Genomic DNA, 13,112 nt, shown 5'->3' on the forward strand with positions numbered 1-13,112 from the left:
GGATTCAACCCACAACCTGTGTCAACCTCCAACCCTCAACCCGCATTACGCCTTTGCCGTTTCCGCCATCAGCTTCTTGCCTGCGGCGATCACGTCGTCGATGCTGCCCTTCAGGTTGAAGGCGGCTTCGGGATATTCGTCCATCGCGCCGTCCAGGATCATGTTGAAGCCCTTGATGGTCTCCTCGATGGGCACCATCACGCCCTTGAGGCCCGTGAACTGCTCGGCCACGAAGAAGGGCTGGCTGAGGAAGCGCTGCACTTTCCGTGCGCGGTACACGCTCTGCTTGTCATCCTCGCTCAGTTCATCCATGCCCAGGATGGCGATGATGTCCTTCAGCTCCTTGTAGCGCTGAAGGATGGCCTTCACGCGCTGGGCGCAGTCGTAATGCTCATCCCCCACGATGGCCGGGGTGAGGATGCGGCTGGTGCTGTCGAGTGGATCCACCGAGGGGTAGATGCCGAGCTCGGCGATCTTCCGGCTGAGCACGGTGGTGGCATCCAAGTGCGCGAACGTGGTGGCCGGCGCGGGATCGGTCAAATCATCCGCTGGCACATACACGGCCTGCACGCTGGTGATGGAGCCGCGCTTGGTGGAGGTGATGCGCTCCTGCATGGCGCCCATCTCGGTGGCCAGGGTGGGCTGGTAACCCACGGCGCTCGGCATTCGGCCGAGGAGCGCGGATACTTCAGAACCCGCCTGCGTGAAGCGGAAGATGTTGTCCACGAAGAAGAGGATGTCGCGGCCGCCGCTCTGCTCATCACCATCGCGGAAGTACTCGGCCAAGGTGAGGCCGCTGAGCGCAACACGGGCACGCGCGCCGGGAGGCTCGTTCATCTGCCCGAAGACGAAGGTTGCCTGCGAGGTCTCAAGCTGGGCGTAGTCCACTTTGGACAGGTCCCAGCCGCCATGCTCCATGCTGTGCTTGAACTCTTCGCCATACTTGATGATGCCCGCCTCGATCATCTCGCGGAGCAGGTCGTTCCCTTCGCGGGTGCGCTCGCCCACACCGGCGAACACGCTGTAGCCGCTGTAGCCCTTCGCGATGTTGTTGATCAACTCCTGGATAAGCACGGTCTTGCCCACGCCGGCACCGCCGAACAGGCCGATCTTCCCTCCCTTCGCGTAAGGCTCGATCAAATCAATCACCTTGATACCCGTAAAGAGGATCTCGGCGCTCGTGGTCAGTTCCTCGAACTTCGGCGCCTCGCGGTGGATGGGGTAGCTCTTGCCGGGAGGCAGTGGCTTCATGCCATCGATGGCATTGCCCGTTACATTGAAGAGCCGGCCCTTGATGGCATCACCGATGGGCATGGCGATGGGCTGTCCCATGCCTTCCACGGCGGTTCCACGCGCTAGGCCATCAGTGCTTTCCATGGAGATGGCGCGCACGGTGTCCTCACCGGTGAGCTGCTGGGTCTCCAGCACCAAGGTGGTGCCATCCGGACGGGTGATGTGGAGGGCGTCGTAGATGTTGGGCAGGTCGTTACCGCTCTCGAAGCGTACGTCGACCACTGGTCCGATGACCTGGACGACCTTTCCGATGTGCTTGGTCATGAGGGAGTTGGGCTGTTCGTTGGGGGATAGCCCCGTTTTGCGGCCGCGAAAGTAGGGCTTCATGCGGCTCGGCCAAATGGAAGTTGAGAAGTTGCGGGTTGGCCCAGTGCTCTAGGCCCACACCTGTTGAAGGTTGAGGGTTGCTCCGAACGCACGGGCCCCAACCCTGTTGTGAGGTTCGCGTGGTGCCGCATTCAACCCTCAACCCACTCAACCATCAACTTCCCAACCGACAACCCTCAACCTCAAACGCAGACCTTCGCCCCGTGATCGTCCACACCGACATCGCCGATTTCAAGGGCGTCAAGCGCCCGGTGCTCACCACAGGCACCTTCGATGGCGTGCATCGGGGGCACAAGGCGATCATCGAGCGGCTGATCGCTCGGTCGAAGAAGGAAGAAGGCGAGAGCGTGCTCTTCACCTTCCACCCGCATCCGCGCATGGTGCTCTTCCCGGGCGACAACGACCTGAAGCTCTTAAACACGCAGGACGAGAAGCGCGCCTTGCTCGAAGCCGCTGGCCTCGACCACCTGCTCGTGGTGCCCTTCTCGCGCCAGTTCTCGCGCATGCATGCGGTGGACTATGTCCGCGATGTGCTCGTGGGCGCGATGGGTGTGCGCGCCGTCGTCATCGGCTACGACCATCGCTTCGGCCGCAACCGTGAAGGCGACCTAGTGCTGCTGCGGCAGCTTGGCGAGGCCTACGACATCGAAGTGGAGGAGATTCCCGCGCAGGAAGTGGACCACGTGAAGGTGAGCAGCACCAAGATCCGCCAGGCGTTGCTGGTCGGAGAGGTGCGCACTGCCGCCGATCTCCTGGGCTATGACTATCCATTGAGCGGCGTGGTGGTGAAGGGCGACCAGCTCGGACGCACCATCGGCTTCCCGACGGCCAACATCGGCGCCATCGATGCTTACAAGCTGATCCCCGGCGATGGCGTCTATGTGGTGGAGGTGGCGTTGAAGGATGGCAGGCATACCGGCATGCTCTACATCGGCGATAGACCCACCGTTCAAGGCGCGACACAGCGGAATGTGGAGGTGAATATCTTCGGCTTGGACCGCGATCTGTACGGCGAGGCCATCACCGTGCGTTTCTTCGATCGCATCCGAGGCGATCAGCGATTCACGGACATGGAAGCCCTTCGCGAACAATTGCACACGGACAAGCGCATGGCGATGGAACGGTTGAATCAACAGGCAGTGGCATGAGAGCGGTTCTCACCATCGCACTCGTTGGCCTTTTGCTTCCTGCGAAGGCCCAAGTGCTTTCTCAAGCCGCGCTTGACAGTGCCCGCACGTATCGGAGCCTTGAGCGCGCCCTGGCCGAGCCGGATAAGGTCTTCCGCCTCGACCTCTCCGGCAAGAAGCTGAAGGAGCTTCCGGAATCGTTGCGGCAGTTACGCAACCTGAATGCGCTCGACCTCAGCGGCAACAAGCTCCGGACATTGCCGGCCTGGATAGGAGAGTTCGTCCACCTGCAGGAGTTCCGCGCTTCGCGAAACAAACTGAAGGAGTTCCCGGCCTTCATCTGCCAATGGAAGCATCTCAAGCGGCTCGACCTGAGCCGCAACGCGCTGCCCGGCCTGCCCAAGTGCATCGGCGGCTTGCGCGAACTGGTATCGCTGGACCTCTGGGACAACGACCTCGTCGAATTCCCTCCGGAGATGGAGCGCATGGAAGCGCTGCGCTTCCTCGATTTGCGCAACATCCAGTTCGAGCAGGTGGAGATGGATCACATCCAGGAATTGCTGCCACGGGCGAAGATCCATTTCAGCGCGCCGTGCAATTGTGGCATGTAGAAGAGTTGGGTTCAGGTTGAAGGTTGAGCGGGTTGAGGGTTGGATCGGATACCTGTTCCCCTACCCTCAACCGTCCTTTGGTCCAACCTTCAACCCCCAACCATCGGAGTGAACTGGATCCTCATCGAAGCAGTCGCCGCCGCCGGCAACCTCGCCTACACGGTGCTCATGCTCTACGAGCGGCGCGTGGGATGGCTCTTCGGGATGGCGGCATCGGCCTTGGGCGTCGCGCTCTTTGTGCATCAGCAGGTGTATGCGCAGGCGTTGCTCAGCGCGTACTATGTGGGCATGGGCATCTACGGCTGGTGGTCATGGGGTCGCGGCGACGCCGGCGCGCTGCCCATCACACGGCGCGGCTTCTCTTTTCATGCTGCGGTCATCCTCGCGGGCGGTGCCCTCACATTGGCGCTGGCTCTGCTCCTGAAGTTCCTGCCGGAAGCGCGGTACACCGGCCTCGATGGCTTCGCCTCGTCCTTCAGCCTGCTGGCCACGTGGATGCTGGCCCGCAAGATCCTGGAGAATTGGGCGTACTGGATCGTGGCCGACCTGGTGGCGATCGCGCTCTACGCACTGCTCGGCATGTGGTGGTACGCGGCGCTGTATGCCATCTACGTGATCATCTCCGCATCGGCGCTGGTGCGTTGGCGACGCGAGTGGCAGGCCACTCAGCGGTGATCATTCGGTGGAAGGTCGCCGTGCGCGCGTTTCAACGACCGCTCGTAGAAGGTGATGGTGAGCAGCAGGAAGAACAGCAGGTACTGGCTGTCCTCGATGGGAATCGTGTTCAACCGGATGCCGAGGTTCTCCGCATCGTTGTACCATACAATGGGTTCGGGGAGAAGCCATCCGGTGAGGATGCCGTTCACGATGAAAAAGGGGATCAGGCTCACCGCGTAGCCAAGGAAGAAGCGGCCGAGCCAGGGGCTCTTCAGCACGAAAACATGCACGGCGAGCAGCGCTGCGGTGGAAAGGAAGGTGACCGCCGTGTACATGCGGTCGATGGTCAGCACACCCACCACAAGCAGCACGAGCATCCAGGCGATGCTGAGCGGAACGGCGATGCGGGCCAGCACATCCTTGCGGATCGCATAGCGCATCACTTCGTACAAGTACACGCAGCTGTACGGTATCGCGATGAAGAAGAGCCACTCCTCCAAGGGAAGCCTGACCACGTCGATCCCCAACGTGTAGCGGTCGCTGAAGCCCCAAACACCGTTCACGGTGAAGATGATGTCCCAGATGATGAAGACCGCCAGCATCACGACCATGCCGGTGAAGAGGCCGCGCCGCTTCGACCAGAACGCGATGCGTGGCTCGAAGCTCGCCGCAAGCGGGAAGGCGATGCTCAGCAGGTCGAGGGCGAGGTAATAGAAGCGCTCCATGCGGCGGAGCCAAAGGAACACGGAACACGACGAAATGTGCGGGGCGGCGATGCATTGCCGCCGCACCACCCAATCCAATTTCGTTCAGTGCTTCACGAAGCGCGCCATCGCTGGTCCATCGCCATTGTCGATGCGCACCACATACGGGCCGCTGGCCAGCGCTGAGGCATCGATGCGCAACACGCCCGATTGCCGTGCCATCGGCGGGTTGACCGCTCGCCCTGACGCATCGGTGATGGTGACCATCGCCGTCGCGAATGGGATGCTGGCACTGGTGAGCCTGACCTCGTCGGTCACAGGATTCGGCGCCATCTGCATCGTGATCGGATCAGGCCCATCCCCAACACCAGTGGCGAGGTCCAGCACCGCCACATACGGCGCCCAGCCTTCGAAGGCGCCACCGGCTATCAACTGATTGCCTGTCACCTCCACCGCATGCATCGGGGCCTCGGGACTGGCCATTGCGCCCACCTGATCGATGCCATACCATTGGCCCAGGTTGGAACCGACCTCCATGATATTGCCTGCCACGATGAAGTCGCCCGCGAAATAGATGTGGCCTTCGTGCTCGGCGATGCTGTTGATGTATGCGGGTCCCGCCCCGCTGAATAGGTAGATCGTGAGGTTGGGCATCAGCTGCTCCCACGTCGCCCCGCCCTGCGCGATGCGCGCCAGCCCGAAGGCCGGTGCGATGTTCACGTAAACGGTCCCAGCAGCGTAGAGCGTGCCATCCACATTCAACAGGTCGCGTACCGTGGCGTCGAGTCCGTATCCCAGCTCGCTCCATTCATTACCCTCCAGCGCGGCGACGTGCCGGATCAGCGGATTCGGATCAGTCTCGAAACCCGTGAAGGCGCCTGCCGCCACCAGCACCCCGTTGTGCGTGGCGAGAGCGAGGATTGCATCGTTGAGCTCGCTGCCCACCGGGAGCCAGTAGGTGCCGTCGAAACGCATCACCAGGTCGTTCACACCGGCGAAGCCGCTGACGGCGCCCGCGGCGTGCAGTTGCCCGTTGTGTACATGCAATGCGGATATCAACGGGTACTTGCCGTCGAACACCGTGCTGAAGGTCCACGCTGTGCCGTTCCATTTCGCCAGGTCGGTCGGGCCGCTCAGCATTTCGCCGCCGAGGTAGAGTTCGCCGTTGTGCTCCGTCGCGCAGTTCACCGTGCCCTCCACACCACTGCCCAAGGCCTGGAACATCGTTCCGTTCCAGATGGCCACGCCGTTCGCATCCACCCCGCCTGCCTGTGTGAAATCACCGGCGATAAGGATGTGCCCGTTCGAGAGTTCCTTAATCACCCTCACCGTGCCGTTGGTACCGCCGCCGAAGGGCGCCCATGGCAAATTGGGCGGATACCCCGGCTGGATCCACGCCAGTTCATCCGCTGTGAAGCCATGCACCGACGCCCATCCGGCCACATCGGCCGCGAAGCGCGAATCGGCGATGATCTCCCGCACGTAGCCGAGGTTCATGCCCGAACTGATCCGCTCCGCCAGCGCGCCATGCCCGCTCTCGATCATCAGCCAGCCCACCGCGCACGCCGTGCCCTGCGGGTCGATGAAGACCGGGTTGCGGTACGCTACCACGTGGTTCTGCGGGAAGGTCCGCCCCTCCGCGTAGTCGCCTAGGCGCGCGAGCAGCGTCGACCGTTCTTCAATCGAGGCGGCGGACATCCCCGCATGGTCCCGGGCCAGCAGTCGCTCTCGCACCATCAAGAGGTGCGTGCGGATGCGCTCCGCTTCCGTCGCGAAGCTCACAATGGATTGGCCCCCCAAGGGTGAGGCATCCTGCGTTCGCCATTCTGCATTCACCTCAAGCAGATGCTCCTGCAAGGTGGCCTGCTGAAGGGGCGGCATCGCGGCCTGAGCCGCAGAAAGGCTAATCGCGATCAGCGAGAGGGTAGTTCGTGTGCGCATGGTTCTAGGGGATGATTCACTCACAGGACAGCCTTGCATGGGCGAATAGCTGCCTGCAGGGTGACCGAAAGTTACTTTCGGAACGGAACGGGAATGAAGAAGATCGCGATCGTCGGGCCGGAGAGCAGCGGCAAATCCACGCTGGCACGCGACCTAGGGCGCCACGGCATCGTGGTGGGAGAGTTCGCGCGCCCCTATCTGACGGACAGTGGGCCCGGATATGAGGAAGCGGACCTGCTCACCATCGCCCAGGCACAGGCGCGCGCCGAGGACGAGGCGCAGATCTTAGCGGAGCAGCAGCGGCTGCCAATGCTCATCTGCGACACTGATCTCCTTACCATCCGCATATGGAGCGAGGAGAAGTACGACCGCTGCGACCCGTGGATCCGCGAGCAATCCGAGCAGCGCCAGTACGACCTCTGGCTGCTCTGCACGCCCGACATCCCTTGGGAGCCCGACCCGCTGCGCGAGAATCCGCACGACCGCGACCGCTTGTTCGGCGTCTATCAGGCCATGCTCGAACAGCTGCGGAAGCCGTACATCATTCTAAGCGGCGACCGTCAGCTACGATTGCGCACCGCCATCGAAGCGATGGACCGCGTAGGGCTGTAATCACCCCGCCTTTCGGGTGATTGGCAAACGCCCTTTGTTTCCGTGCGTGCTGGTCACAGACCGGATTCGCGCCCTTCGCTCTTCATCCTTTTGCCTTCGCCCTTTGCCCTTCATCCTCGCACCTACCTTCGTCCCGTCTTGCATCGGGGTGCCCGCCACGCGGCGGTGCTGAGATCACACCCGTTGAACCTGCGCAGGTAATGCTGCGAAGGGAACCCGCCTCTGGCGGCACCTCCGTGCAAGGAAACCAACCGGAGGACCATGCTTCGACTCTTCATTCCATGCTGGATTGCTTTCGCGCCGCTCGGCCTGAACGCTCAGTTGCAGATTGCGGGTACCGTGCTCGGCGAAGGCGATGCGCCCTTGGCGGGCGCCAACGTGGTGCTCGGCGGTGACCTCGCCTTCGGTGGCGCCACGGATACGCAGGGTCATTTCACGATAAGAGGCCTTCGTCCCGGAGACCTGCGCCTGCGCGTGAGCATGGTGGGCTACCAGCGCATCGACACCGTGATTGTCGCGATGGAAGGGATGCCTGATCTGCTGATCCGCTTAAGCCCCGATGTCATCGCCATGCGTGCGGCCGAGGTCACCGCCCTGCGTGCCAGCGAGCGCTCGCCCTTTGCGCGCACCACGCTCGACCGCGAGCAGATCGACCGCATCAACACCGGCGTGGACCTGCCCTACTTGCTGGAGCAGCAGCCCGGCGTGGTGTCCACCAGCGATGGCGGCACCGGCATCGGTTACACCTACATGCGCATCCGCGGCACCGACGCCACGCGCACCAACATCACCGTGAACGGTGTGCCCTTCAACGACCCTGAGAGCCAGGGCGCCTTCTTGGTGAACATGCCCGACCTGGCCACCAGCGCGGAGGACATCGAGGTGCAGCGCGGCGTTGGCGCCAGCACCAATGGACCTGCTGCCTTCGGCGCGAGCGTGAACATCCGGACCACGGCGGTGAAGCGCGCGCCGTGGGGACTGCTCAGCGCCAGCGGCGGCTCCTTCGGCACGCAGCGCTATTCCGCCAGCGCGGGCACGGGCCTCATCAATGGCCGCTTCAGCCTCGATGCACGATTGTCGTCCATCGCCACCGACGGATATGTCGATCGCGCTTCGGCCGATCTGAAGAGCTACTTCCTGCAAGGCGCTTGGATCGGCGCGAAGCGCTCGCTGCGTTTCGTCCACTTCCGGGGGAAGGAGGTCACCTACCAGGCCTGGGGCGGCGTGCCGCGCGAGGTGATCGACACCAACCGCACCTTCAATCCCTACACCTACGAGAACGAGGTGGACCACTATGACCAGGCGCACCATCAATTGCTCTTCGATCAGCGGCTCGGCGCGAACGCGACGATGAACCTCACGCTCTTCCGCGTGGATGGCACTGGTTACTTCGAGCAGTTCCGCGAAGCGGATGAGCTGGTGAACTATGGCATCGCGCCAGCGATCATCAATGGCGATACGGTTTCCACCAGCGACCTCATCCGCAGGCGCTGGCTCGACAACACGCTCATGGGCGCTAACCTCAGCGCTGACCTGAAGCTCGGCGCGCACCGCCTCTTGCTCGGCGGCAGCTACAGCGACTACCAGGGGCAGCACTTCGGCGAGCTCATCTGGGCCCGCTACGCCGGCACCACCAGCATCGGCGACCGGTATTATGACAACGAAGCGAGCAAGACTGACGCAAACGCATTCGCCAAGCTCACCTACGCAGTGCGCAACGGGATCGACCTGTTCGGCGATGTGCAGATGCGCCACGTGACGCACCGGTTGGAGATGCTTAATGACGACTTCACGCCAGCCGATCAGACCATCAGCTTCACCTTCTTCAATCCCAAGGCCGGCGTCCTTTGGCGCGTGCATGATGGCGGACGTGCATATGCATCCATCGCAGTGGGCCAGCGCGAGCCCAACCGGGAGGACCTTCTGGAGACCACACCTGCGAGTCGGCCGAAGAGCGAGCGCCTGATCGACTACGAACTGGGCTACGACCGGCGCTCCGGACGGCTTAGTGCGGGCATCAACCTCTACTATATGGACTACACCGACCAGCTCGTGCTCACCGGCGAGTTGAACGATGTGGGCGCCGCCCTGCGCACCAATGTGCCGCGCAGCTACCGCGCCGGTGTGGAGCTGATGGGCGCCGTGCAAGTGGGACGGCGCATCACCTGGCGCGCAAACGCCACATTGAGCCGCAACCGTATCACCGCCTTCACCGAGTATATCGATGATTGGGACAACGGCGGGCAGCAGGCCTTCACCTACGAGGAGGGCACGCTCGCCTTCTCACCGGCCGTGATTGCCGGGAGCGAAATGGCCCTGCGCATATGGAACAGCGTGGAGCGCGGCAACGCCGACCTCACCTTCGTCACCAAATACGTGGGGGAACAGTACCTGGACAACAGCGCCAGCGCGGACCGACGCCTCGACGCCTTCGTCGTGAACGACCTGCGGGCCAACGTGACGCTGCTGGCAAAGGGCACGCGCGGCATCGATTTCAACCTCACCGTGCGCAACCTCTTCAGTGAGTTGTACGAGAGCAACGGCTGGGTGTACAGCTACCAAGCCGACGGGCGGCGACAGGAATTCGTAGGCCTCTATCCGCAGGCGCCGGTGAACGTGCTCGGGGGATTCACCATCCGTTTCTGAGGGGGACTAACCAACGTTCTATTGCGAGCCCGATGGGCGGCCTCTAGCTTGGCCGATCCAACGCCCTGCCCATGACCCGCCACGTGTTCTTCCTCGCCTTGGCCATCGGTGGCCTTTCCGCTGCCGCGCAGACCACCTACGACGCCAAGATCCTCGAATACACCGGCCTCCGGTACGCCTGCGATGGCGATGCCACGCCGGTGCTGAAGATTCAGAACGTCGGCTCGTCCTCCATGAGCGGCTGCGTGGTGGAGACCTGGAAGAACGGCATCCAGCAGAACTCCTTCGACTGGCAGCTCGCCATTCCCGCGCCGCAGGGCGAGGTGCGTCAGCCGTCGTTCCCGCCGGTGAACGTGGAGCCCGGCGACGAGCTGGAGTTCCGCATCATCAGCGTGAACACCATCCCGGACGAGGACCCCGTGGGGAACATCCTTGCGATTGAAATGGACCAAGCGCCCGCCCAGGCCAACGGCGGCGACATGGAGGTGGAAATCGACTTGGGCGACGACCCCGGCTCCGTCGTCTGGTCGGTCTCCAATGCCTTGAACCAGGTGGTGGCGCAGGGCGGACCCTACGAGGATGCGAACATCACCGTGACCGAGGAACTGGCGCTGGCGGAGGATGCCTGCTTCACCTTCCGTACGGAGGACTTGAGCCGCAGCGCAGCAGCGAACTCCGTGAAGGTGAAGCGCGCGGGCAACACGCTCATCAGCGCCAATCCTCAATCGCCCTACAGCAAGGGCCTCACCACCTTGACGGATGGACCTTGCACGAACAACCTGGAGGTGGTCATCACCACCGATGACCTCGGCAGCGAGAACCGATGGGAGATCGTGGAGCAGGGGAGCGGTGAGGTGCGCTGCACCGGCGGGCCGTATGCCGATGCGGCGGATACTTATACAGAGACCTGCTGCCTGCCCGATGGCTGCTACCTGCTCCGCGTGCATGACGACGGTGGCGATGGCATCGCCGGTGGCGGATACCTCCTGCGGGACGAGTCCCATAAGCGCATCATCGACAACACGGGCAACTTCGGCAGCAGCAGCTTCAGCGGCATGAGCGATGCCGACGCGTTCTGCGTGCCCCTCGGCACCGACCGGCTCATCAGCACAAGCTGCGACAAGCTCGATTGGCGCACCAGCCCCTGCACGCCGGAGTACGTGGTGGCGAATGCCAACCAGGATGTGAGCGACGAGTACAGCGTCAGCAACGCTACCAGCGGCTACCAGATGTGGTGGTTCGATCCGAATGGCACCTACAGTTTCCGGCGCTTCCAGAGCCACAACACCCCCAACGGACTTTCCGCCGGTCCCACGCGCGCCTGCCATTTCAAGCTGAACGCATGGAACGGCAATCAACTGCAGCAAGGCGTACTCTATAACGTTAAGGTGCGCGGCCGCGTGAACGGGGACTACAATGAATGGGGCCCCGCCTGCCGCCTGATGATCGACAACGCCGCCGCGCAGTGCCCGCGTGCCAAGCTCAATGACATCGCGGGAAACGCCTACTTCAGCTGCGGCGCCACGCGTCCGATCGCGAGCAACGCCTTTGTGCATGCCCGGCCGGTGCGGCGCATGCTGCCCTCGTGCACGTGGCTGAACGCGAAGCGCTACCAGTTCCGCTTCCGTTCGGATGGCAACAACCCGCTGTACACCGTGGTGAAGACGGCAAACACCTACTTCGTGAACACCACGGGCCTGGTCTGCGGCCGCTCCTACGATGTGGATGTTCGGGCGAGCTTCGAGACCAGCGGCACCAACTGGTGCGCCCCCAATGGCGTTGCCCCATGGGGCGATGTGTGCCTGCTGACCATCTCCTGCCCGCCCGAAATCGGTGGCAACCAGAACATGGTGGAAGTTGCTTCGACAGGCTCAGCACAATTGCGCATGTACCCGAACCCGAACCGTGGCGACCAGCTGATGCTGAGCTTGGAGTGGGTGGAGGAGGGCGTGCATAGGGTGAGCGTGGACATCCTGGATGCCTTCGGCAAGCGCGTGAGCCTGCCTACCGGACAGGCAGGCACGCGCGCAATCGCCACCCAGGGCGGCTTCTTCAACACGGTCATCACGCTCAAAGGTGAGTTGGCGGCCGGCCTATACCTGGTGAACATCATCGCTGGCGATAAGGTGTACACGGAGCGCCTGGTGATCCAGCCGTAAGACGGCACGAACTGCATACGAAGGCCCCGCCAGCCGTACGGCTGACGGGGCCTTCGTATGCCATTGACGCGAGCAGAGCAACCTCTACCGACGCCCATCCTTCACTTCGGTTGCCCTCGTCGATGATATTTCTTTATTCATGGTAACCATGTTGACGTTTCGTCGGGATTATTACTTGACTTGTCGAAACCGCTTCATCTAGCTTTCACGCACTGTTCGCCTATTCAAGGCTCTACAGCATCCTGTCTCCGGAATGCAAGGCCGGTTATACAGGTAGAACGGCTCAAGTGAGGAAGAGGGCTCTTGTCAGCGAAACAGGAGGACGCTACCCCCAACCACAAGTCCAATCCCATTTGCCATGATGAATCGAGACACTTCCAGAAAAGCGGGTCCAAGAAGCCCGATGCGGTTGATGGTGCCCAGTGCGATGCTATTGTGCATTGCCCTTTTCGCTCCAAATAATGTCAAAGCCCAGTTCTGCGGCAACGCTTCGAACATGGGTGCCCTAACCCCTGCTCCCGCCGCGGCTGTCCAGAGCGTTGCTGTTGGGGCAAACGCCAGGCGTTACTGGTCGTTCACCGCGACGGCAGGCTTGGTCTATAACTTCAATACCTGTGCTGCTGCCTCTAACGTGGATACCTACTTACGTATCTACAATGGCAATACGACACCTACGGAGTTGACCGCTGATGATGATGGGTGCGGGACTTTCGCATCGCGTTCCTACCTCAATTGGCTGTGCCCCACAACCGGCACCTACAGGATCTTCGTGACCCGCTACAATAATAATAGTTGCAATGCGTTCGGGAATGCTGTTGGGACAACGCTGTTCTACAGCGTCCCCCCGGTAACACCGTTGCCAGCCAACGATAGCTGTCCCGGTACCCCACTTGCATCAGGCACTAGCTGCGTCACCACATCGGGCACCACAATCGGTGCGACGCAGTCTCTTGCAGCGAACCCTTCCTGCGCTAGCCCCTCCTCGAACGATGTGTGGTACAGCTTCACGGCGACCGGAACTACTCATACAATCAC

The 13,112-nt window shown here is 62.3% G+C and carries 9 protein-coding genes; 6 read left to right on the plus strand and 3 right to left on the minus strand.

Going from position 1 to position 13,112, the window contains the following annotated elements; genetic code table 11:
• Window positions 1-45: 45 nt before the first annotated feature.
• Window positions 46-1,557, minus strand: a complete 1,512-nt coding sequence (locus tag IPM12_16710; protein ID MBK9149447.1) for a F0F1 ATP synthase subunit beta — start codon at window positions 1,555-1,557, stop codon at window positions 46-48.
• A 266-nt stretch (window positions 1,558-1,823) separates the two neighbouring features.
• Here IPM12_16710 and IPM12_16715 point away from each other — a divergent pair, with 266 nt between their 5' ends.
• From IPM12_16715 to IPM12_16725, 3 genes are all read left to right on the plus strand, one after another.
• On the plus strand, window positions 1,824-2,768 hold the full coding sequence (locus IPM12_16715; protein MBK9149448.1) for a bifunctional riboflavin kinase/FAD synthetase: 945 nt from the start codon (window positions 1,824-1,826) through the stop codon (window positions 2,766-2,768).
• Window positions 2,765-3,358 carry a leucine-rich repeat domain-containing protein gene (locus IPM12_16720; protein ID MBK9149449.1) on the plus strand — a complete coding sequence of 198 codons (594 nt, stop codon included), beginning with the start codon at window positions 2,765-2,767 and terminating at the stop codon, window positions 3,356-3,358. The genes IPM12_16715 and IPM12_16720 overlap by 4 nt, the downstream gene beginning before the upstream one ends.
• A 108-nt stretch (window positions 3,359-3,466) precedes the next feature.
• Window positions 3,467-4,033 carry a nicotinamide mononucleotide transporter gene (locus tag IPM12_16725; protein ID MBK9149450.1) on the plus strand — a complete coding sequence of 189 codons (567 nt, stop codon included), beginning with the start codon at window positions 3,467-3,469 and terminating at the stop codon, window positions 4,031-4,033.
• On the opposite strand, the gene IPM12_16730 is transcribed toward IPM12_16725, so the two are convergent.
• The gene (locus IPM12_16730) at window positions 4,024-4,740 is read right to left on the minus strand and encodes a lycopene cyclase domain-containing protein (protein ID MBK9149451.1); all 717 of its coding nucleotides are present in this window, start codon (window positions 4,738-4,740) and stop codon (window positions 4,024-4,026) included. The two genes, IPM12_16725 and IPM12_16730, sit on opposite strands and share 10 nt — an antisense overlap.
• Before the next feature lie 84 nt (window positions 4,741-4,824).
• Window positions 4,825-6,660 (minus strand): T9SS type A sorting domain-containing protein, encoded by a 1,836-nt coding sequence (locus IPM12_16735; protein ID MBK9149452.1) that lies wholly within the window; start codon window positions 6,658-6,660, stop codon window positions 4,825-4,827.
• 93 nt (window positions 6,661-6,753) lie between these two features.
• Here IPM12_16735 and IPM12_16740 point away from each other — a divergent pair, with 93 nt between their 5' ends.
• The 3 genes from IPM12_16740 to IPM12_16750 all read left to right on the plus strand — a co-directional run bounded on the left by IPM12_16740 (window position 6,754) and on the right by IPM12_16750 (window position 12,077).
• Entirely contained in the window at window positions 6,754-7,272 is a 519-nt protein-coding gene (locus IPM12_16740) for an ATP-binding protein (protein ID MBK9149453.1), read from the plus strand.
• 261 nt (window positions 7,273-7,533) lie between these two features.
• The gene (locus tag IPM12_16745; GenBank protein MBK9149454.1) at window positions 7,534-9,918 is read left to right on the plus strand and encodes a TonB-dependent receptor; all 2,385 of its coding nucleotides are present in this window, start codon (window positions 7,534-7,536) and stop codon (window positions 9,916-9,918) included.
• Between the two features lie 71 nt (window positions 9,919-9,989).
• Window positions 9,990-12,077 (plus strand): T9SS type A sorting domain-containing protein, encoded by a 2,088-nt coding sequence (locus IPM12_16750; protein ID MBK9149455.1) that lies wholly within the window; start codon window positions 9,990-9,992, stop codon window positions 12,075-12,077.
• Window positions 12,078-13,112: the final 1,035 nt, after the last annotated feature.

This window comes from Flavobacteriales bacterium, from assembly GCA_016716605.1.
Lineage (GTDB): Bacteria > Bacteroidota > Bacteroidia > Flavobacteriales_F > PHOS-HE28 > PHOS-HE28.

Excerpts from the sequence above, each read along its gene's own strand:
- IPM12_16710 (MBK9149447.1), bottom strand. The coding sequence starts at position 1,557 with ATGACCAAGCACATCGGAAAGGTCGTCCAGGTCATCGGACCAGTGGTC.
- IPM12_16720 (MBK9149449.1), top strand. The coding sequence starts at position 2,765 with ATGAGAGCGGTTCTCACCATCGCACTCGTTGGCCTTTTGCTTCCTGCG.
- IPM12_16730 (MBK9149451.1), bottom strand. The coding sequence starts at position 4,740 with ATGGAGCGCTTCTATTACCTCGCCCTCGACCTGCTGAGCATCGCCTTC.
- IPM12_16735 (MBK9149452.1), bottom strand. The coding sequence starts at position 6,660 with ATGCGCACACGAACTACCCTCTCGCTGATCGCGATTAGCCTTTCTGCG.
- IPM12_16740 (MBK9149453.1), top strand. The coding sequence starts at position 6,754 with ATGAAGAAGATCGCGATCGTCGGGCCGGAGAGCAGCGGCAAATCCACG.
- IPM12_16745 (MBK9149454.1), top strand. The coding sequence starts at position 7,534 with ATGCTTCGACTCTTCATTCCATGCTGGATTGCTTTCGCGCCGCTCGGC.
- IPM12_16750 (MBK9149455.1), top strand. The coding sequence starts at position 9,990 with ATGACCCGCCACGTGTTCTTCCTCGCCTTGGCCATCGGTGGCCTTTCC.